18 protein-coding genes are annotated in these 18,134 nt (G+C 68.2%); 7 read left to right on the top strand and 11 right to left on the bottom strand.

Annotation, left to right across the window (positions count from 1 at the left end):
• Positions 1-180: 180 nt before the first annotated feature.
• From CTA01S_RS00730 to CTA01S_RS00715, 4 genes are all read right to left on the bottom strand, one after another.
• A complete protein-coding gene (locus CTA01S_RS00730; protein WP_062191066.1) occupies positions 181-1,431 on the bottom strand; it encodes a PepSY-associated TM helix domain-containing protein in 1,251 nt (416 codons plus the stop codon).
• 345 nt (positions 1,432-1,776) lie between these two features.
• Complete coding sequence (locus tag CTA01S_RS00725; protein WP_062191064.1) at positions 1,777-2,202, bottom strand: ExbD/TolR family protein; 426 nt, start codon at positions 2,200-2,202, stop codon at positions 1,777-1,779.
• 23 nt (positions 2,203-2,225) lie between these two features.
• Positions 2,226-2,966, bottom strand: coding sequence for a MotA/TolQ/ExbB proton channel family protein (locus CTA01S_RS00720; RefSeq protein ID WP_371326073.1), 741 nt, complete (start codon positions 2,964-2,966; stop codon positions 2,226-2,228).
• A gap of 2 nt (positions 2,967-2,968) precedes the next feature.
• On the bottom strand, positions 2,969-3,721 hold the full coding sequence (locus tag CTA01S_RS00715; RefSeq protein ID WP_062191058.1) for an energy transducer TonB: 753 nt from the start codon (positions 3,719-3,721) through the stop codon (positions 2,969-2,971).
• A gap of 325 nt (positions 3,722-4,046) precedes the next feature.
• Here CTA01S_RS00715 and CTA01S_RS00710 point away from each other — a divergent pair, with 325 nt between their 5' ends.
• Positions 4,047-5,105: an AbrB family transcriptional regulator gene (locus CTA01S_RS00710; protein ID WP_062191453.1), complete on the top strand. Its 1,059-nt coding sequence runs from the start codon at positions 4,047-4,049 to the stop codon at positions 5,103-5,105.
• Positions 5,106-5,109: 4 nt separating this feature from the next.
• Here the strand turns inward: CTA01S_RS00710 and CTA01S_RS00705 are convergent, their stop codons facing one another.
• Positions 5,110-5,688, bottom strand: coding sequence for an MOSC domain-containing protein (locus tag CTA01S_RS00705; protein WP_062191055.1), 579 nt, complete (start codon positions 5,686-5,688; stop codon positions 5,110-5,112).
• 7 nt (positions 5,689-5,695) lie between these two features.
• Complete coding sequence (locus CTA01S_RS00700) at positions 5,696-6,574, bottom strand: substrate-binding domain-containing protein (protein ID WP_019561468.1); 879 nt, start codon at positions 6,572-6,574, stop codon at positions 5,696-5,698.
• Between the two features lie 362 nt (positions 6,575-6,936).
• On the opposite strand from CTA01S_RS00700, the gene CTA01S_RS00695 reads away from it, so the two are divergent.
• Positions 6,937-8,802, top strand: a complete 1,866-nt coding sequence (locus CTA01S_RS00695) for a phosphoenolpyruvate carboxykinase (GTP) (protein WP_062191052.1) — start codon at positions 6,937-6,939, stop codon at positions 8,800-8,802.
• Between the two features lie 81 nt (positions 8,803-8,883).
• On the opposite strand, the gene CTA01S_RS00690 is transcribed toward CTA01S_RS00695, so the two are convergent.
• Positions 8,884-9,165: a hypothetical protein gene (locus tag CTA01S_RS00690; RefSeq protein ID WP_157451263.1), complete on the bottom strand. Its 282-nt coding sequence runs from the start codon at positions 9,163-9,165 to the stop codon at positions 8,884-8,886.
• Positions 9,166-9,291: 126 nt separating this feature from the next.
• Here CTA01S_RS00690 and CTA01S_RS00685 point away from each other — a divergent pair, with 126 nt between their 5' ends.
• The gene (locus tag CTA01S_RS00685) at positions 9,292-10,245 is read left to right on the top strand and encodes a LysR family transcriptional regulator (protein ID WP_062191047.1); all 954 of its coding nucleotides are present in this window, start codon (positions 9,292-9,294) and stop codon (positions 10,243-10,245) included.
• Here CTA01S_RS00685 and CTA01S_RS00680 read toward each other — a convergent pair whose 3' ends face one another.
• On the bottom strand, positions 10,246-11,562 hold the full coding sequence (locus CTA01S_RS00680; protein WP_019561472.1) for a D-amino acid dehydrogenase: 1,317 nt from the start codon (positions 11,560-11,562) through the stop codon (positions 10,246-10,248). It abuts the gene before it with no gap.
• A gap of 36 nt (positions 11,563-11,598) precedes the next feature.
• On the bottom strand, positions 11,599-12,276 hold the full coding sequence (locus tag CTA01S_RS00675) for a LysE/ArgO family amino acid transporter (protein WP_062191045.1): 678 nt from the start codon (positions 12,274-12,276) through the stop codon (positions 11,599-11,601).
• 73 nt (positions 12,277-12,349) lie between these two features.
• Here CTA01S_RS00675 and CTA01S_RS00670 point away from each other — a divergent pair, with 73 nt between their 5' ends.
• The 4 genes from CTA01S_RS00670 to CTA01S_RS00655 all read left to right on the top strand — a co-directional run bounded on the left by CTA01S_RS00670 (position 12,350) and on the right by CTA01S_RS00655 (position 16,277).
• Entirely contained in the window at positions 12,350-13,270 is a 921-nt protein-coding gene (locus tag CTA01S_RS00670; protein WP_062191043.1) for a LysR family transcriptional regulator ArgP, read from the top strand.
• Between the two features lie 49 nt (positions 13,271-13,319).
• The gene (locus CTA01S_RS00665; protein ID WP_062191041.1) at positions 13,320-14,912 is read left to right on the top strand and encodes an alkaline phosphatase D family protein; all 1,593 of its coding nucleotides are present in this window, start codon (positions 13,320-13,322) and stop codon (positions 14,910-14,912) included.
• 178 nt (positions 14,913-15,090) lie between these two features.
• A complete protein-coding gene (locus CTA01S_RS00660) occupies positions 15,091-15,294 on the top strand; it encodes a hypothetical protein (RefSeq protein WP_062191039.1) in 204 nt (67 codons plus the stop codon).
• A gap of 368 nt (positions 15,295-15,662) precedes the next feature.
• Entirely contained in the window at positions 15,663-16,277 is a 615-nt protein-coding gene (locus CTA01S_RS00655) for a TetR/AcrR family transcriptional regulator (RefSeq protein ID WP_026330278.1), read from the top strand.
• A gap of 6 nt (positions 16,278-16,283) precedes the next feature.
• Here the strand turns inward: CTA01S_RS00655 and CTA01S_RS00650 are convergent, their stop codons facing one another.
• Positions 16,284-16,706, bottom strand: coding sequence for a universal stress protein (locus CTA01S_RS00650; RefSeq protein ID WP_019561478.1), 423 nt, complete (start codon positions 16,704-16,706; stop codon positions 16,284-16,286).
• A 379-nt stretch (positions 16,707-17,085) separates the two neighbouring features.
• Entirely contained in the window at positions 17,086-18,012 is a 927-nt protein-coding gene (locus tag CTA01S_RS00645) for a LysR family transcriptional regulator (protein ID WP_062191036.1), read from the bottom strand.
• Positions 18,013-18,134 lie beyond the last annotated feature (122 nt).

The raw sequence follows: 18,134 nt of genomic DNA, 5'->3' as shown, positions 1-18,134 counted from the left end.
AGAACGAGGCTGGATCATACATTCGCTCAGGCTATGAGTCACCCATACATAAATAACATCCTGATCTAAAGCAAGGGTGTTGCGAACCCCGGCGTCTCAAGGGGAAACGCCGGGCGCACCGGCGCTGCGGCCGGGGGGCGGACAGGCATCCTGCGGGAGGGTCGAGGGAAGACTTGCGTCTCAGGTCGGGTCTTCACGCATGCGCGGCGCCGCCGTGGCGGCAACCGGGGCCTCGGCCGGCACGGCTCGGCGGCCACGGCGTTTGCGCCACCAAATCACCACGCCAGTGATGCTCAAGACGGTGATCACCAGCCCCATGACCACCACGAGGATGCGGTAGGGCAGGCCGAACACCTTGCCCATGTGCAAGGCGGCCAGCCAGCTCGTGAAGGTATTGCCCGGCGCGATCTTGGGATGCTCGAAGGCGAGTTCGGCGCCATGCGGGTCTTGCGCCGAGAAGTAGACGACGGTGTGCCCATGGTCGTCGGCGAAGTCCTGATCGCTGATCACCGAGTAGTACCAAGCGCCGTGTTCGCGGGCAAACATCAATGCATCTTCTTGCTGGATCACGAAACCATGACGCGCCGCCCGCGCGGCCATCAGTTCGCGCCCGCGCTCGCGCGCTTGCTCCCAGCTCATGTTGGCCTGCATCAGCGGGGCATGGTGCAGATCGGGCAAGTGTTCATGCGCATCCACCGTCGGCACGATGCGCTTGAGCACCGGCAGGTACAGCTCGTCTTTGAGGTTCAGGCTCACGCTGGAGACCGCATAGACGATCAACATGCCCCACAGCCACAGGCTCAGCGCGCGGTGCAGGTCGAAGTTGATGCGGTAGGCGCTGGCAGACCACTTCACCATCCAGGCCGGCTTCCAGCCGCGCCAGAAGCCCTGGCGGCGACGGGGCAAGGTGAGGTAGAAGCCCACGAAGCTGTCGAACAACCACACGAAGGAGATCACCCCAAAGAGCCACATGCCCCAGGGGTAGGGAATGGTCAGCGCGTAGTGCAACTGATAGACCAGCGGCATGAAGTGGACGCGGTCGAAGATCCAGGCGCCACGTTCGCGCTCGCCCAGCACCTCGGCGGTGTAGGGGTCGGCGAACACCTCGTAAAAGCGCAGGGTCTGCGCACCCTCGGGGCCGACCAAGCGCCAGGCGTAGAGCTTGTGCGAGCGGCCCGGCTCGCGGTGCAGTGGGTGGTAGTCCAGGTGGGCGTTGCCCGGCAGCGCCTGTTCCACACGCTCGCGCAGCACCAGCGGATCCAGCGGCGGCTGGTCGGTGCGCTCCTGCACGAGCATCAGCTCGGGGTTCAGCGCGGTGTCGATCTCGTCATGGAAGGCAAGCAGGCTGCCGGTCAGACCGGCGATCACGAGAAAACCCGCGATCGCCAGGCCGGCGTAACGATGGGCAAGTACCCAGAAATGTCGGGGCATGGCTGGCTCTCTTTCTGCAAAGCTGGCGGTGACGGGTCAGAAGCGCAGGCTGGCGCTGAGGACCGACCACGCCGTACCCGCCCGTCAGGGGTAGGTGCAAGCCGTCGCCCCGGTCGTCCACACCATCGGGTGCATGCCGCCGGCCGGCGCTGGCGCCCCGCGCGAGCAAGCTGGCGCAAGACGCCACGCGCACCCGAAAGAGTCGCTGCACGGGGACGAGAAAAGACTCAGGCATGGCGAAGCTCCACAGCAAGGCTGGTGCGGATTCGAGGGGCTTGCCTGGGGCCGTGACGTGACACGCACGGGGGCCTGGGTCCTGGACTTGCGGCCGGTGGGGCGGGATGTTCAGCGATCCTCGGGTTCGCTGATGAAACCGATCTTGGTCAACCCGGCCTTCGAGGCATCGGCCAAGGTTTCGGCCACGAAACGATAGGGCACGGCCTGATCGGCACGCAAATGCACTTCGGGTCGCTGCTCCTGCGGCCGCGCGCCTTCGATCTTGAAGCGCTCGATGGCTTGCTCGCGCGTGACCACCTCGCCGTTCCAGTATCGCGTGCCGGCCGCGTCGATCGCGAACTCGACCTTCTCGGGCTTGAGCTGGTTTTCATGCGCATTCACTTGCGGCAAGTCGAGCTTGACCGAATGCGTGAGCAGCGGGGCGGTGACGATGAAGATCACCAACAGCACCAGCATCACGTCGATGAGCGGCACCATGTTGATCTCCGACATCACCGAGCCGGAGGACTTGTTGTCAAAACTGCCGAACGCCATTGCAAAACTCCTGACCGCCGCTCTCAGGCTTTGGCCGCCGGCTTGAGCGAGCGCACGTTCTCGGCCTTCGCGCCACCGCCGAGCGCCTGCCCGGTGGACAAGAACGCGAACAGATCGAACGCGAAGGAATCGAGCTTGGCGGCCAGCACCCGGTTGCTGCGGGTCAGCCAGTTGTAGCCCATCACCGCGGGAATGGCCACGGCCAGCCCCAAGCCCGTCATGATCAGAGCCTCGCCCACCGGGCCTGCGACTTTGTCCAAGGTGCCCGCTCCGCTCATGCCGATGGCCACCAGCGCGTGGTACACGCCCCAGACCGTGCCGAACAAGCCGACGAAAGGCGCGGTCGATCCAATGGTGGCCAGCACGGTCAAGCCGTTTTCCAAGCGCGTGTTTTCCTCGTCCAGCACCTTCTTCATCGTGCGGGTGAGAAAGTCTTGCGCGCTGCCGGCTTCTTCCAGTTTGGCCGCGCCGTACTTGGCATGGTGAGCCTGCGCATGCATCGCGTGGGCCGTCAGATGCGAGAAGGGATCACGCACGCCATGGGTGGCGATTTCGTTTTGCACCTGCTCCAGCGAACTGGCATTCCAGAAGAAGTTCAAGAAAGCCTCGCTGCGGCGCTTGCGCAGGTAGGCCGTGATGCCCTTCATCAGAATCAGATACCACGACAGCGCCGACATCAGCAGCAACACGACCAGCAAGGTCTTGCCCACGGCATCGGCCTGGGCGATGAAATGGCCAAAGCCCAAGGTGGTTTCGGAATTCACGATCAACTCTCCAAATCAAAAACGATGGGAGCGGGCACCCAAACCGCCTGGGGCACGCCGTTCTCGGTATAGGGACGGAAGCGCGCGCCGCGCATGGCGGCAACGGCGGCATCATCCAGCCGCTGGTAGCCCGAAGACGTCTGCACACGCGCTTGCACAGGCCGGCCCTGCTCATCCACCAGCACCAGCAGCACGACGCGGCCCTTTTCTCCCAGACGCCGCGACAACATCGGGTACTGCACCCGCGGCGGCGTGAGGTACTGCACCGCACTGGCCGACACGGTCTTGGGCTGCGGGGCCGGGGGCGCCGGCGGCGCTGGCGGGGCCGGCGGCGTCAAGGCCACGGCCGGCTCCGGTGGCGGGGCGGGCTCGGCGGGCGGCTCGGGCACCACGAACGGCGCTGGCGCCGGCTGCGGCGGGGCCGGCGCGGCAATCACTGGCGCCGGCGGGGGCGGCTTGCGCACCACGGGCCGCGGCGGGGGCGGCGGCGGGGGCGGCGGCACCGGGGCCGGTGGCGGCGGCGCGGCGGTCACGAATTCCACGAAGATCGGCGCGGCCTGGCCCACGACGGTGCGCACCGCCTCGATCTGCATCAAGCCCCAACCAGCCCCCACATGGGCCGCAACCACCGCAGCCAAAGCAAGCACGCGCTCACGACGGCCCAGACCCGGCTCGCCCGCGCCGGGCAAATGCCGCACGTCCAGGTCGGCCCAAGTCTGCGCGGCCGTAGGAGAGGCAGAAGTCACGTCATCCATCTGTAATGAGAACGATTCGCATTATAGGGTTTTCCAGCAAGCTTGCGGCCCCCATGCGCGAGCACCGCACCCATTGTCAACCCAGACGCGCACGCCGGCCGGTGAAACCCAGCGGACTGCGGGCTGTTGGTCTAGCATGTCGGTTTCGCACGGCCGCCCGAAGGCACTGACCACCCCCCTCCGGGGAACGAGCAAAGCGCGTCACGAGGGTCGTTGCCTCCTAGGCCGCTGCCCACGGCCTTGGAACATGGTGGCTGGCCGCCCCGGCCGCGCCGGCGTTGGATGTCGTCTCGAACCCTCCGCACCTTTGAGCCCTGCCCGTCATTTGTCCTCCTGGCCACGGCCGGCGCGCTTGGCCTTCACGCTGGGTCTGGCCCTGCTGGCCGGCATTGTTTGTGAGCGCCTGCACACTCCCTTGCCCTGGATGCTTGGGCCCTTGCTCGTCACGGCCGCCGGCAGCATGGCCGGATGGCCCTTGCAAAGCAGCCGCACGCTGCGCAGTGCCGGCCACTGGGCGATCGGCACGGCCTTGGGCTTGTATTTCACCCCGCAGGTGGTCAGCGTGGTGGTTCGCCATGCAGGCGGCATCCTGGCCGGCATCGCCTGGGCGTTGAGCTTGGGGCTGGTTTTCAGCCTGGTGCTGGCGCGCCTGAACCGCGGCACGCCGGGCTTGGATGCGGCCACCACCTATTTCGCCAGCGCCATCGGCGGCGCCTCGGAGATGGCCCTGCTGGCCGAGCGCCACGGCGGCCGGGTGGACCTGGTCGCCTCGGCCCACAGTGTGCGCATCCTGCTGGTGGTGCTGCTCATCCCGTTTGGCTTCCAGGCGCTGGGGCTGCGCGGCCTGGACCCCTTCATCCCCGGCCCGGCGCAGGTGCATGGCGGTGGGCTGGTGTTACTGATCGCGCTGACCTGCGCCGGCGCCCTGGTGTTGCAGCACCTGGGCAAACCCACCCCGTGGATCTTGGGCTCCCTGGCCGTGGCGGCCACGCTCACGGCGTGTGGCATCGAGCTGTCGGCTCTGCCGGCATGGATGACGCACCTGGGGCAAGTCTTCATCGGTGTGGCGCTGGGCACGCGCTTCACGCCGGCCTTCCTGCACACCGCCCCGCGTTGGCTGGCCACGGTGGCGGCCGGCACGCTGGCGATGATCGTGTCGTGCGCAGGCTTCGCCTGGGTGCTGGCCCGCTGGATGGGGCTGCACCCGGCCACGGTGATGCTGGGCACCTCGCCGGGCGGCATAGCGGAAATGTGCATCACCGCCAAGGTGTTGCAGCTGGGCGTGCCCATCGTCACCGCCTTCCATGTCACGCGCATGGCCGCCGTGGTGCTGCTGGCCGGCCCGCTGTTCGGGTGGCTGCGGCGCCGTGGCTGGCTGGGCTGAGGGCTCAGCGCCGCATCCGCGCCGCGAAGAGTTCGGCGATGCTCACCTCGCGCGGGCCGGGCACCAGCTCGAAGGGGTCGCCGGGGCTCACGTGTCCTTCCTCGCGCACGGCGAGATAAAAGCCGCAGTAACCCGACTGGACCATCAGCCGCGCCGACTGGCGAAAGCCCATCGCATGCTCGAACTTGAAACACGGGTAACGGGGCTCGCTGATGGCCAGCGCGCAGTGTGGAAAACGCAGCACGTCACCGATCCAGGCCTCGGTTTCGGTCAGACCGCTGAGCGTGAGGTTCTCGCCCAGGGCGCCGAAGGGCAGCTCGGCGTCCCAGGCCGCCACACGGGCCTGGGCGCGCACCGTGCGCCAGAACGCATAGTGTTCGACAGGATAGGCGTACACCGCCTTGGACAACCCGCCATGCACACTGGGGTCGGCCTGCTCGTCGCCTTGCAGCCCCAGGCGCCGCACCGCCACCGGCGCCTGGACCGGCCGTTTGGCGTAGGCGCTGAGCACCTCGCGGCCCTGGATGTGCAGCGGCTGCGCCACCCCCACCTGGACCGACAACACTCGACCAGACCGCGGCATCCGCACCTCAGCGGCCTGGCCGCACGGCCTGATAGCCCCCGGGCGCCGAGGCCACGGCCCGCCGCCCGATGGGCCCGGTCAGCCAGTCGAGGAAGAGCTTGCCGGCCGGATGGTTCACGCGAAACGAGCGCATCGCGTGGTACAGGTCGATCAGGCGCACGTCACCGTCGATGACGACGCCCAGCCGCTCGCGCTGGCGCGAGGCCAGCCAAACGCCGCGCTCCACCAGCACATAGGCTCCCCGTTCATTGGCCTGGGCGAGCGTCTCGCCCATGCCGCCGACGGCCTGTTGATACCAGGGCCCCTGGGGCTCCAGGCCGGCGGCCTGCCACAGCTGGCGCTCCTTGGCCCGCGCACCGGTACGCTCGGCCGGCGCCACGAACAGCGCCTGCCCCTGCGCGCCGGCCTCGGCCAGCCGCGCCAAGGCCGCGGCCACGTCGGTGCTGCCGGCCAGGCCCAGTGGGTCGCGCGAGGGCAGGGCCTTGCGCCCCTGGGCCGGTGCAGCCTGGGGCTGCATCGGCCCGGCCAGCACGAACCGATTGGATGCCACGAAACGCCGATCGTGCACCAGGCCCTGCTTCAGCAAGGCCTCCTCGGCCTGCGGCGCATGGGTGATGGCCACGTCGATTTCTCCTTGTTCCAGCCAGGCCAGCATGCGCTCGCTGGGGCCGGGGATGGTGTCCACGGCCAGGCCGGTGTCGCGGGCCATGGCACGGCGAATGTGCAGCGCAAAGCCGCTGTCATGCAATGCGGTGGCCACCCCCACCAGCAAGGCCTGCGTTTGGGGGCGCCGCTGCTGGGCCTGGGTCGGCCCCAACCAGGCCGCCAGCGACATCGCACTGGCGGCATGCAGCAGACGGCGACGCGAACAGGAAGCGCAGACCATGGGCGCACGGCACGGATCGGGACGCCCCCGCATCTTACTGAATGTGCTGAATGGACCACCGCCGGCCTGCTTTCGCACACCGACCGATGCGCCCGGCATGTTCCCATACCGAAATTGCATAACCCCAGGTCGCCCCGGAGTTACCACCGGATTACACTGAGCAAACCGCCTTGCCGGACGGCCCCCCACCGGGCCACGGCAAGCCCTGCGATGCGCCCGAGATCGAGGCGTCGCCCTGCGGCATTTGGCGAACCCCGAGCGCCGGCCCCCCGTGCCTGCTTCCCCGTGCCCGTGTTTTTACGGCGGGTTCCCGTTCGAGGTTGTCCAAATTCCGTTGTGGGCTTTTTGAGTTTGGAGCGACCATGAACCAACCCGTCATGCAGGGCCTGCGCTTGCAGGCGCCGGCTTATGTCAAAAACGCCAAGGTCTTGGCCTGGGTGGCTGAGATGGCTGCGCTGACCGAGCCGGCGGCCATCCACTGGTGCGATGGCAGCCAGGCCGAATACGACCAGCTGTGCGAGCAATTGGTGCAATCGGGCACCTTCCGGCGGCTCAATCCGGCCAAACGGCCGGGCAGCTATCTGGCCTGGAGTGACCCCAGCGACGTGGCACGGGTGGAAGACCGCACCTTCATCTGCAGCCGCCGCAAGGAAGACGCCGGTCCGACGAACAACTGGGTGGCTCCCGAGGAGATGCGTGCCATCTTGCAGACGGGGCCCAACGCCTTGTTCAAAGGCTGCATGCGCGGACGCACGATGTACGTGGTGCCGTTCTCGATGGGCCCGTTGGGCTCGCCGATCGCCCACATCGGCATCGAGCTGTCGGACAGCCCCTATGTGGCGGTGAACATGCGCCTGATGACCCGCATGGGTCGGGCCGTCTTCGACGTGCTGGGCACCGATGGCGACTTCGTGCCTTGCGTGCACAGCGTGGGCGCGCCGCTGGCGCCCGGCCAGAAGGACGTGGCCTGGCCGTGCAACCCGACCACCAAATACATCGTCCACTATCCGGAAACCCGCGAGATTTGGAGCTACGGCTCAGGCTACGGCGGCAACGCCTTGCTGGGCAAGAAATGCTTTGCGCTGCGTATTGCCTCCACGATGGGCCGTGCGCAAGGCTGGCTGGCCGAGCACATGCTCATCCTGGGCGTGACCAACCCGCAGGGCAAGAAGTACCACATTGCCGCGGCCTTCCCGAGCGCCTGCGGCAAGACCAATTTCGCGATGCTGATCCCGCCCAAGGGCTTCGAGGGTTGGAAGGTCACGACCATCGGCGACGACATCGCCTGGATCAAGCCCGGCCCCGACGGCCGCCTGTATGCGATCAACCCCGAAGCCGGCTACTTCGGCGTGGCCCCGGGCACGAACGAGCAGACCAACCCGAACTGCATGGCCTCGCTGCGCGAGAACGTGATCTTCACCAACGTGGCGCTCACCGACGACGGTGACGTGTGGTGGGAAGGCATGGGCCCGGCGCCTGAGCACGCGCTGGACTGGCAAGGCCAGGACTGGACGCCGCAAATCGCCAAGGAGACCGGCCGCAAAGCCGCCCACCCCAATGCCCGCTTCACCGTGGCAGCCACCAACAACCCGGCCCTCGACCCGGCCTGGGACGACCCCGCCGGCGTGCCCATCGATGCCTTCATCTTCGGCGGCCGCCGCAGCACGACCGTGCCGCTGGTGACCGAGGCGCGCAACTGGGTCGAAGGCGTCTACATGGCCGCCACCATGGGCTCGGAAACCACCGCCGCGGCCTTCGGCCAACAAGGCGTGGTGCGCCGCGACCCCTTCGCGATGCTGCCCTTTGCCGGCTACAACATGGCCGAGTACTTCCGGCACTGGCTCGACCTGGGCGAACAGCTCCAACGCAGCGGCGCCCGCCTGCCGAAGATCTACACCGTCAACTGGTTCCGCAAAGACGAAGCCGGCCGCTTCGTGTGGCCGGGCTTCGGCGAAAACATGCGCGTGCTGAAGTGGATGATCGACCGCATCGAAGGCCACGGCCAAGGCCAGGAGCATGTCTTCGGGGTCACGCCTCGCTACGGCGATCTGCACTGGGCGGGGCTGGAGTTCAGCCGTGAGCAATATGCCCAGGTCACCAGTCTGGACCTGCAAGCCTGGCAAGAGGAGCTGAAACTGCATGAAGAGCTGTTCCAGCAGCTCGCGCACGGCCTGCCCCGTGAACTGATCGACACCAAGGAGCGCTTGGCGCAGCGTCTGGCTGCCTGAGCAAGCCTTGCCTTCCAAGCAAAAAGCCGCCCGAGGGCGGCTTTTTTCATGCGCCCACGCCGATGGCGAAGGCCGCAGCGCTCATGTCCGCGCGGACTCGTCGTCTTCGGACTGCAAACGCGCGGCCGCGGCGCGCAGTTCGGCGGCAAAGCCCGGCTGCGAGACGCTGTAGCTGTCGGCCAGACGCAGCATCTCCTGGATGGCGCGCGCCTGTGCCCAGCGCTGACGCTGCTCGATGAGGTGGCGACCCACGGTGCGCAAGCCCTGCAGCAGGCCCGCGAAGAGACGAGCTGCCCAAGCCGCACCGCGCGGAGGAGCGGTCTTGACCGGGGCCGACGGGAGCTTGATGGTCGTGGCAGACATGGTGATCTCCTTTCCGTACACGCCTGTTGCGACGTGACGGAAGGAAGTCTAGGGTAAACCCTAGGTATGTTGCCAATGGATTGTTGAAATCACTGATATTCACATTCTTTATGTCATGATCGCCGCATGAGCTTCCGCACCCTGGACCTCAATTTGCTACGGGTGTTCGACCAGGTGATGGCCGAACAAAACCTGACGCGGGCCGCGCAGCGTCTGGCCATGACCCAACCGGCGGTCAGCAATGCCTTGCGTCGGCTGCGTGAGGCCTTGGGCGATGAGCTGTTCACCCGCACGGCCTTCGGCGTGAAGCCCACGCCCAAGGCCGAGGCCTTGTGGCCGGAGGTCAGAGCCGCGCTGGAGCGTCTGCGCGAGGCCATCGAGCCGCGCCACTTCGACCCGCGCACCCAGGAGGCGAGCTTCCGCCTGGCCATGGCCGACGCCACCGCGGCCACCTTGCTGCCTGCGCTGGTGCAGGCCATCGAATCCGCCCAAGCCCTCACCAACGTGCGGGTCGTCCCGCTGACCACCCGCGACCCGCGTCCCTGGCTGGAGCGCGGTGAGGCCGATTTCGCGATTGGCTACTTCCCGCAGGCCGTGGCGGCGCTGGAGGCCGAGGGCGCTCAAGCCACCATTCACCACCAGCGGCTGTACGATGGGCACTATGTGTGCGTGATGCGCAAAGGCCACCCCCTGGCGCAAGGCGAACTCACGCTCGATCGGTTCTGTGAGGCCCACCATTTGTTGGTGAGCTTTTCCGGGCGCCCGCATGGCTTCGTGGACGAAGCCTTGGCCGCGCTGGGCCGCAGCCGGCGGGTGGTGCTCACGGTCAACCAGTTTTTCACCGCCGGGCGCGTGGTGACCGGGTCGGACCTGTTGACCGTCTTGCCCTACGAGTTTTTACCGGCCACCGGTTTCGAGGACGAGCTGGCCATCCAGCCCATCCCACTGGCCCTGCAAGGCGTGCATGTGGAGGTGCTGTGGCACCAACGGCACGACCGGCATCCGGCCCATGTCTGGATGCGCGAGCACATCGTGGCGGCCGGTCAGGCGCACCAGCGCCGCCAGGCGTCTCGGGGGTGATCAGGCCGCGGCGCGGCGCCAAGGGCGGGCCGACGCCGCGGCCGTCGGGAACCCGTAGAAGCCGAAGTCCAGCGCCGGCCGCTGGCCGCTCATCAGCGCGGCCAAGGCGCGCCCCGAGCCGGCGCCGTGCGTCCAGCCCAGCGTGCCGTGGCCGGCATTCACCCACAGGCGGCCCACCCGCGTGCGGCCGATGTAGGGGATGTTCGAGGGCGTGCTGGGACGCAGGCCGGCCCAGAAGTGGGGCTCGGACAGGTCGGCCACGCCGGGGAAGAGCTGCTCGTAGCGCGCAAGCAAGGCCTGACAACGCACCCGCGCCGTGGGCGTGTCCAGGCCGGTGTCGTAGCCGGCCAGCTCGGCCGTGCCCGCAATGCGCACGAACTCGCCCAGGCGGGAAATGGCGATCTTGCGGCTGTCGTCCAGCAGGCTCACGACGCTGGCGCGTTCGGGATGCTTCAGCCGCAAGGTGGCCGAATAGCCCTTGGCCGGGTAAATGGCCAGCCCGACGCCCAGCGGGCGCAGCAATGGCGCGGTGTACGAGCCCAAGGCAGCCACATAGGCATCGGCCACCAGGGTGTGCGGCCGACCGCTGCGGCGCTCGGCCACGCGCACGCCGAGCACCTCGCCCCCACCGGCCTCGATGCCGAGGATGTCATGCTCGTACAGAAAACGAGCGCCGCGCTGCGCACACCGGCGCGCCAACTGCTGGGTGAAGACGCGGGCATCGCCCGACTCGTCGGTGGGCGTGTAGGTGCCGCCCGCAATGTGCGAACCGAACGCCGCCAGCGCGGGCTCCACCTTGAGCACGTCTTCCCGGCTGAGCACGCGGCGGTCCACGCCGTACTTGCGCATCAGCTCGGCGGCGGCGGCGCCTTCCTCGAAGTCCTTGGGCGTGGAGAAGAAATGCAAGATGCCGCGCTGCAGACGCTGGTACTCGATGCCGGTGCGCTGCACCAACTCCTGCAGCGACTCATGGCTGTAGCGGCCCAGGGCCACGAGCTGGCGCACATTGCGCTCGAAGGCCGCATCATGGCACTGGGCGAGGAAGCGCAAACCCCACAGCCACTGCTGCGGGTCCAGCCGGGGGCGGAACAACAGCGGCGAGTCGTCGCGGGCCAGCCATTTCAAGACTTTCAGCGGCGCGCCGGCGCTGGCCCAGGGTTCGCAAAAACTCACCGAGATCTGGGCGCCATTGGCAAAACTGGTCTCCAGCGCGGCATCGGGCTGACGGTCGACCACGGTGACCTCGTGACCTTCCTCCAGCAGGTACCAGGCCGTGCTGATGCCGACGATGCCGGCGCCTAGGACGATGACTCGCATGATCGACTCCTTCGAAGGAACGGGGCCTCCCGGGGGTCAGACCCCCGAGGCCCCCAGGGGTTGCAGCAGCAGTTGCGCCGCAATCCAAAACATCACCGCGGCGATGGCCGCATCCAAGGCCCGCCACACCTCGGGGCGGCGCAGCCAGCCCGAGGCCAGGCGCGCCCCGTAGCCCAGCAGGCCAAACCACACGGCCGAGGCCGCCCCCGCGCCGGCCACGAAGGCCCAGCGCGCCGCCGGCGGATGCTGCGCGCCCAGCGCCCCCATCAGCACCACCGTGTCCAGGTAGACATGGGGGTTCAGATAGGTCAGCGCCAGCGCCGTCGCCAGCGTGGGCGCCAGGCCGCGGTCGGCCCCTTGGGCCACCAAGCCGGCCGTAGCGCCTGACCAAGCGCGCCGCGCTGCCAACGCCCCGTAGGCGATCAGGAAAGCGGCCCCGCCATAGCGCATGGCGGCCAACCAGGTCGGCGAGGTGGCCAGCCAACGGCCCAAGCCCATCACGCCCAGCGTGGTCAACATCCAATCCGACACGATGCACAGGGCCACCACGGCGCCCACGTGCCGGCGCGCCAAGCCTTGGCGCAAGACCAAGGCGTTTTGCGCGCCGATGGCCACGATCAAGCCGGCCATCGCGACCCAGCCTTGCAGCCCGGCTGCCACCACGGCAGGCGAGTTCGACACGACAACGGCGTGGGTCGGATCGGGGGCCACCATCCGGGCATTGTCGGCAGGCGGCGCGCTTCAGTGAAGCAAGATGAATAAAGTTCCGATTACATTAGAACCACTTATGCACGATCTGGACCCTGCCGCCTTGGAATGTTTGGCCGCGCTGGTGGACGAAGGCAGCTTCGAGCGCGCCGCGGCGCGGCTGAGCCTCACGCAGTCGGCCGTCTCGCAGCGCTTGCGGGCGCTGGAGGCCCGCCTGGGCCAGCCGGTGGTGGTGCGCTCGCGTCCGCTGCGACTGACCGAGGCCGGCAAGGTGTTGCTGCGCTTTGCGCGTCAGTGGCAAGCGCTGCGCGCCGACGTGGCCCGCGAACTGGAGGCCGCCGGCCGAGCGGACGATCGGCTGCCGATCGCCGTCAATGCCGACAGCCTGGCCACTTGGGTGCTGCCGGCCTTGGATGCGCTGGTGCAAGCCGGCGTCTTCCTGGAACTGGTGGTGGACGACCAGGATTTCACCCACGACTGGTTGCGCCAAGGGGCCGTGTTGGGCTGCGTGAGCACGGTGCGCCAAGCCCTGCGGGGCTGCCGCGTCACCCCGCTGGGCGTGATGCCTTATGTGGCCGTGGCCAGTCCGGCCTTCGTCGCGCGCGAGCTGCCCCAGGGCTTGCACCGACGCAACTTCTCGCAGGTGCCCTTCCTCGTCTTCAACCGCAAGGACGACATGCAGGCGCAATGGGTCAGCCGCGCGTTCGGGGTGCGACAACCCCGCCTGCGCGAACGCTTCGTGCCCTCGTCGGACGCCTATGTGCGCGCAGCCGTGATGGGCTGGGGCGTGGGCGTGGCCCCGGAACTCCAGGTGCGCCCCCATGTCGAACGCGGCGAGTTGCAAGTCTTGCACCCCGAGGTGCGTTTGCCGGTGGCTTTGCACTGGCACCAATGGAAGCTGGGCGATGATTCTGGCCCGCAGGCCCGGGCCAGTTTGCTCGATCGCGTCGGCCTGGCTTTGGCGGCCGGAGCACGACACGCCTTGGAGCCCGTGGCTTGAGCCGCTGCACTCATTCCACTCATTCGATTCCGCGACCATTCTGCGCACGATGCCTGCCCCGCCCGACCGTCGCGCCTTCCTGACCCAGCTCTCGCGCACGGCCGCGGCCGTGGCGCTGGCCCGCCTGGCCGCCCCGGTGGCAGCCCAGCCCGACGGCGCTCGCATCACCGACGATCCTTTCACGCTGGGCGTGGCCAGTGGCATGCCGCGGCCCGATGGCGTGGTGCTGTGGACCCGGCTGGCACCACGCCCTTTGGAGCCTGACGGTGGCCTGCCCCCCGTGGCCATGAAGCTGCAGTGGGAAGTGGCCGACGACGAGCACTTCCGCAAGGTGCGTCAGCGTGGCGAGGTCTGGACCGGCCCGCAACGGGCCCATGCCGTGCATGTGGACGTGAAGGGGCTGCCCAGCGGGCGCACTTACCACTACCGCTTTCACTGCGCAGGCGCCAGCAGCCCGGTGGGCCGCACCCGCACGGCGCCGGCCGAGGACGCCGAAGTCGGCCTGCTGCGTGTGGCGCTGGCGTCCTGCCAGCATTACGAGCAAGGCTACTTCACCGTGCACCGCGAGATCGCGCGGCAAGACCTGGACTTCGTGCTGTTCGTGGGGGACTATCTGTACGAAACCAGCCATCCGCAGCGGCGCCTGCGCCGCCATGGGCCGCGGCCGATCACCTTGGCCGATTTTCGGCGCCAGCATGCCTGGTACAAGCTCGACCCCGATCTGCGTGCCGCCCATGCTGCCCATCCCTGGGTGCTGACCTGGGACGACCACGAGGTCGAAAACGACTATGCCGGCGATCGCAGCCCCTTGCTGCCCGACCCGCAAGCCTTTCTCGCCGTGCGTGCGGCCGCCTATCAGGCCTACTTCGAACACCTGCCGCTGGCCCCATGGATGGCCCCGCAAGGCCCGCACATGCGCATCCACGATCGCTACCCCTGGGGCCGGCTGGCCGAGCTGTGGACCCTCGATGCTCGGCAGTATCGCTCGCCCCAAGCCTGCGCCAGTGCACAGCGCCCCTTGGGCGGACGCTTGGCCGCGCCCTGTGCGCTGCTGGGGGACGCGCAGCGCAGCATGCTGGGCGGCGATCAGGAACGCTGGCTGCACGACGGCCTGAGCACCTGCCCCCGACAGTGGAAGCTGCTGGGCCAGTCCACCCAAATGAGCCCGTGGGGCGTGGACACTCCGTGGGGACGCCGTCTCTACACCGATGGCTGGGACGGCTACCCCGCCGCCCGCGAGCGCCTGCTGAGGGGCATCGCGCAAGCCCGGGTGCGCGATGTGGTGGTCTTGGGCGGCGACGTACACCGCCATGTCGCCGCCGACCTGCGCGTGGTCCCCAACGATGCGCGCTCGCCAGTGGTGGCCAGCGAGTTCGTCACCAGCTCGATCACCAGCGCGGGGCTGCCGGACTATGCCATGGGGCTGATGCGATCGAGCAACCCGGACCTGCAGCATGCGCGTTCGGACGAACGAGGCTATGTGCTGCTGAGCCTGGACGCCCGCCATGCGCGCGCCGAATTCCGCGCCACCGCGCACCCCGTGCTCGCCGACGCCCGGCTGGCCACGCAGGCGGTCTATGTCGTCGCCGCGGGACGCGCCGGCGTGCAGGCCGAGCACGCGGCCGCGCTGGCCCGTCGCTGAACGCAGCGCCCCACAGGCTGCGCCCGCCCCGCAGTCGAGGGGGCCGGGCTGTGCAAATGTCGCCACATCCCCCTCCAATTCGGGATATCGCCCCCTTCAGGCCGGGCGCACACTGCCGACACATGAGATGAGACAAGGCACCGCCCCCCCAGGCCGTGCCCCCCACGGAAGGTGCACCATGGCCCGCTTTGCATTGCCCCCCTGGAACCGCGCGCCCGCGCCAGCGGCGCCCGCCTATGAACCCGACCCGGCCGATCTGGGCACCGAGCTCGGCTTGGAAGCCCGCCTGGGCGGCGAGGTGCCCGCCCCGACCCACCATGACCGCAGCGCCCAAGACGCGCACGCCCCGCACGAAGACCGCTTCGGCCAGGACGACGTTTGAAGGGCTCACGGCCCACGGCGCCACGGGCCGCGGTGGCGCGCTGCGCGGTGGTGGATCCCGCGCTGAGGGATCCAGACGCTGAGCTGGGCCGCGGCTCCGTGTCGATCAGGTCCCAAGCCGGTGCGAGCTGTCCAAAGCCCAACGCGGTGGCCGTCGACCATTTCTTCATGGCCATACGCCTGACCCTGTATCGGTGTCCCCCAAAGCCTCTCCCGCCGGATCCGAAGTCGTCCAGGGACCGCTTCGGGACCCGCCGAGCAAAATTACCCATCAGTTCCATTTTCAACCGATTGGTATTTTGTGTGACCCGATGGTTGCGCTTCGACGGATTCGTATGCTTTGCTGACGGCGGGTCTACAATGCAGCCCATGGCCCGCATGTCGTTCAAGGAACAGGTGCTTCGCGCCCGCGAAGACGCCATCGTCTCGTCGGTCAACCGGCTGCTGGCCGAAAAAGGCTTCGAGATGATGACCGTGGACGAGGTGGCCGCCGATGTGGGCATCGCCAAGGCGAGCCTGTACAAGCACTTCACGTCCAAGGAAGAGCTGGCCGCCGCGGCCATGATCCGCGTGCTGCAGCGGGCGCTGGACTTCACCGCGACGCTGGAGGCCGACGCGCATTTGGCGCCGATCGACAAGCTGCGCGCCACCGCACGCTGGACGATGGAGGTTCAGCTCGCCGGCGAGATGCCTTCCCTGCCCTCGCAGAACTCCAGTCTGCGCCAGGCGCTGATCGCCAACCGGCAGTACATGGACCGGCTGATGGCGCTGAGTGAGCGGCTGGGCGCCTGGATCGTCGCGGCCCAAGCCGGCGGGCAGATCAACCCGGCCCTGCCGCCGGAAGTGGTGCTTTACACCCTGTACGCCCGGGCCTGCGATCCGGTGCTGAGCTTTCTGAAGGCCGGCGGTCAGTACAGCGATGCACAGATCATCGACACCTTGCTGTCGACCTGCTTCGACGGCCTGCGCGGGCCGCCACGCTGAGCCCGTTCAGCGCACCAGCAAGACCGGCGTCTTGCAATGGGCGATCACATGGGTCGCCACCGACCCCATGACCAGATTGCCCAAGGCGCTGTGGCCATGCGAGCCCATGACCACCAGGTCGAACTTGCCGCTGGCTGCCGCCTTGGCAATGATCTCCCCGGGGTGGCCGACTTTGTGCGCCGTCTTGCACTTCAACCCTTGCTTGTCGAAGAAGGTGCGCACGGGCTTGAGCACCTTTTCGGCCTCGTCGGCGTAGTACTCGGCCAGCGTTTCCTTGTCGATCACGGCCGCCGCCCGCGGCGGCACGGCCGGCACGGCCGTCAGCACGGTGTAGTCATGGGCGCTGCCGAACAGTTCATCATGGGCTGCCAGATAACCCAACATGCGCTTGGTGTAGACGCTGCCATCGACGGCGACGAGGATCTTCATGGAAACGCTCCTGAAAGGGGGTATGGCCCACAGCTTGTCATCACCGCGAGGGGCCGGGCTTGATGTGCGTCAAGATCATACGCAGGCTGTCTCGGACCCCAGGCGATGCCGCACGTTCGCAGGCATCCCCCTTCAGAGGGATGGGTTCTGCACAGCGGGCAGGCTACAGTGGAATCGTGCTGTCACACGGGGCGGACTCGACAGTCGCCGGCCTCGCACCGATGCCGCGCCAGGCATCGCGCGATAGGCCCATGATCACACCACGATCACAGTCTCCCAACGACGTCCTTTTTAGGACTTTCTCGCCCACCTTCGCGGTGGGCGATTTTTTTCACCGCAGGGCCCCGCAAAGCGTGGCGGCGCACGAGCCGTGCGGCCCTCAGGGACTAAAGCCTGCGGCCAAGGTTTCGCGCAAGTAGGCCACCAGGGCCTGCACCGCGCGCGGCACCACCGGGCTGTACGGGCGGATCGCATAGATGCGCTCACCGAAAGCGCCCACCGGCCGCCAGCGCGGCAACACCGCCACCAAGCGGCCGGCTTGCAGCGCGGCCTGGGCGCTGAAGTCTGGCAGCACCGCCAAGCCCAGCCCGCCGAGCACCGCCTCGCGCAACACCTCGCTGTTGTTGGCCGCAAAGGGCCCACGCACGGGCACGGTGACGCGCTGGCCTTGGGCCGACTCGAAGGACCAGGTCGCGCTCTCGCCGGGCCGCGGATAGCTCAGGCAGTCGTGCGCCACCAGCTCCTGAGGATGCTCGGGCACACCACGTCGGCGCAGGTAGGCCCGGCTGGCCACCAGCCAGGAGCGGGTCTCGCACAGGGTCCAGGCCACATGGGTGTCCGGGGGGGCAGCGGTGTGGCGCACCGCCAGGTCGAAGCCCTCCTGGGCCAAGGAGACCAGGCGGTCGGAAAGATCCATCTCGATGCGCACCTGCGGATGACGGCGCAAGAACTCCGGCAGCCGCGGCACGATCTGCTGCCGCCCCAGCGCCACCGGCGCACTCAGGCGCACCAGGCCGCGCGGCTGGGCGGCCAGGTCGCGCACCTGGGCGAAACCGCGCTCGATCTGCGCATAGGCCTCGCGCGTGGCGTCCACCAGCTGTTGGCCTGCCTCGGTCAGCCGCACCGAACGGGTGGTGCGCTGCACCAACGGCACGCCGGCGGCGCGCTCGAGTTCGACGATGCGCTGGCTCATCGCCGCCTTGGAGATGCCCAAGCGGCGTGCGGCCGCGGTGTAACTGCCTTGCGCGGCCAACTCGCCCAAGGCATGGACATGGCCCCACAGGCTCTCGATGCGCTCGCCCACCATGATTGGTTCCAATTTCTGGGTCACGATTGTTCATCATTCTGAACGACATGGTCAGCCGCCGGCGCTTGGAAGGGCCGCAGCGGCGGCCTAGACTGGGTGCATCGCCAAGTCTTCGCAGGAGC

Source organism: Caldimonas taiwanensis NBRC 104434 (assembly GCF_001592165.1).
In the GTDB taxonomy this organism is placed as follows: Bacteria; Pseudomonadota; Gammaproteobacteria; order Burkholderiales; family Burkholderiaceae_C; genus Caldimonas; species Caldimonas manganoxidans.
This window is presented reverse-complemented; position numbering and strand designations above follow the sequence as displayed.

Excerpts from the sequence above, each read along its gene's own strand:
- CTA01S_RS00655 (WP_026330278.1), top strand. The coding sequence starts at position 15,663 with ATGGCCCGCATGTCGTTCAAGGAACAGGTGCTTCGCGCCCGCGAAGAC.
- CTA01S_RS00685 (WP_062191047.1), top strand. The coding sequence starts at position 9,292 with ATGAGCTTCCGCACCCTGGACCTCAATTTGCTACGGGTGTTCGACCAG.
- CTA01S_RS00700 (WP_019561468.1), bottom strand. The coding sequence starts at position 6,574 with ATGGTCTGCGCTTCCTGTTCGCGTCGCCGTCTGCTGCATGCCGCCAGT.
- CTA01S_RS00645 (WP_062191036.1), bottom strand. The coding sequence starts at position 18,012 with ATGGTGGGCGAGCGCATCGAGAGCCTGTGGGGCCATGTCCATGCCTTG.
- CTA01S_RS00670 (WP_062191043.1), top strand. The coding sequence starts at position 12,350 with ATGCACGATCTGGACCCTGCCGCCTTGGAATGTTTGGCCGCGCTGGTG.
- CTA01S_RS00730 (WP_062191066.1), bottom strand. The coding sequence starts at position 1,431 with ATGCCCCGACATTTCTGGGTACTTGCCCATCGTTACGCCGGCCTGGCG.
- CTA01S_RS00705 (WP_062191055.1), bottom strand. The coding sequence starts at position 5,688 with ATGCCGCGGTCTGGTCGAGTGTTGTCGGTCCAGGTGGGGGTGGCGCAG.
- CTA01S_RS00690 (WP_157451263.1), bottom strand. The coding sequence starts at position 9,165 with ATGTCTGCCACGACCATCAAGCTCCCGTCGGCCCCGGTCAAGACCGCT.
- CTA01S_RS00725 (WP_062191064.1), bottom strand. The coding sequence starts at position 2,202 with ATGGCGTTCGGCAGTTTTGACAACAAGTCCTCCGGCTCGGTGATGTCG.
- CTA01S_RS00660 (WP_062191039.1), top strand. The coding sequence starts at position 15,091 with ATGGCCCGCTTTGCATTGCCCCCCTGGAACCGCGCGCCCGCGCCAGCG.
- CTA01S_RS00680 (WP_019561472.1), bottom strand. The coding sequence starts at position 11,562 with ATGCGAGTCATCGTCCTAGGCGCCGGCATCGTCGGCATCAGCACGGCC.
- CTA01S_RS00650 (WP_019561478.1), bottom strand. The coding sequence starts at position 16,706 with ATGAAGATCCTCGTCGCCGTCGATGGCAGCGTCTACACCAAGCGCATG.
- CTA01S_RS00715 (WP_062191058.1), bottom strand. The coding sequence starts at position 3,721 with ATGGATGACGTGACTTCTGCCTCTCCTACGGCCGCGCAGACTTGGGCC.
- CTA01S_RS00695 (WP_062191052.1), top strand. The coding sequence starts at position 6,937 with ATGAACCAACCCGTCATGCAGGGCCTGCGCTTGCAGGCGCCGGCTTAT.
- CTA01S_RS00675 (WP_062191045.1), bottom strand. The coding sequence starts at position 12,276 with ATGGTGGCCCCCGATCCGACCCACGCCGTTGTCGTGTCGAACTCGCCT.
- CTA01S_RS00665 (WP_062191041.1), top strand. The coding sequence starts at position 13,320 with ATGCCTGCCCCGCCCGACCGTCGCGCCTTCCTGACCCAGCTCTCGCGC.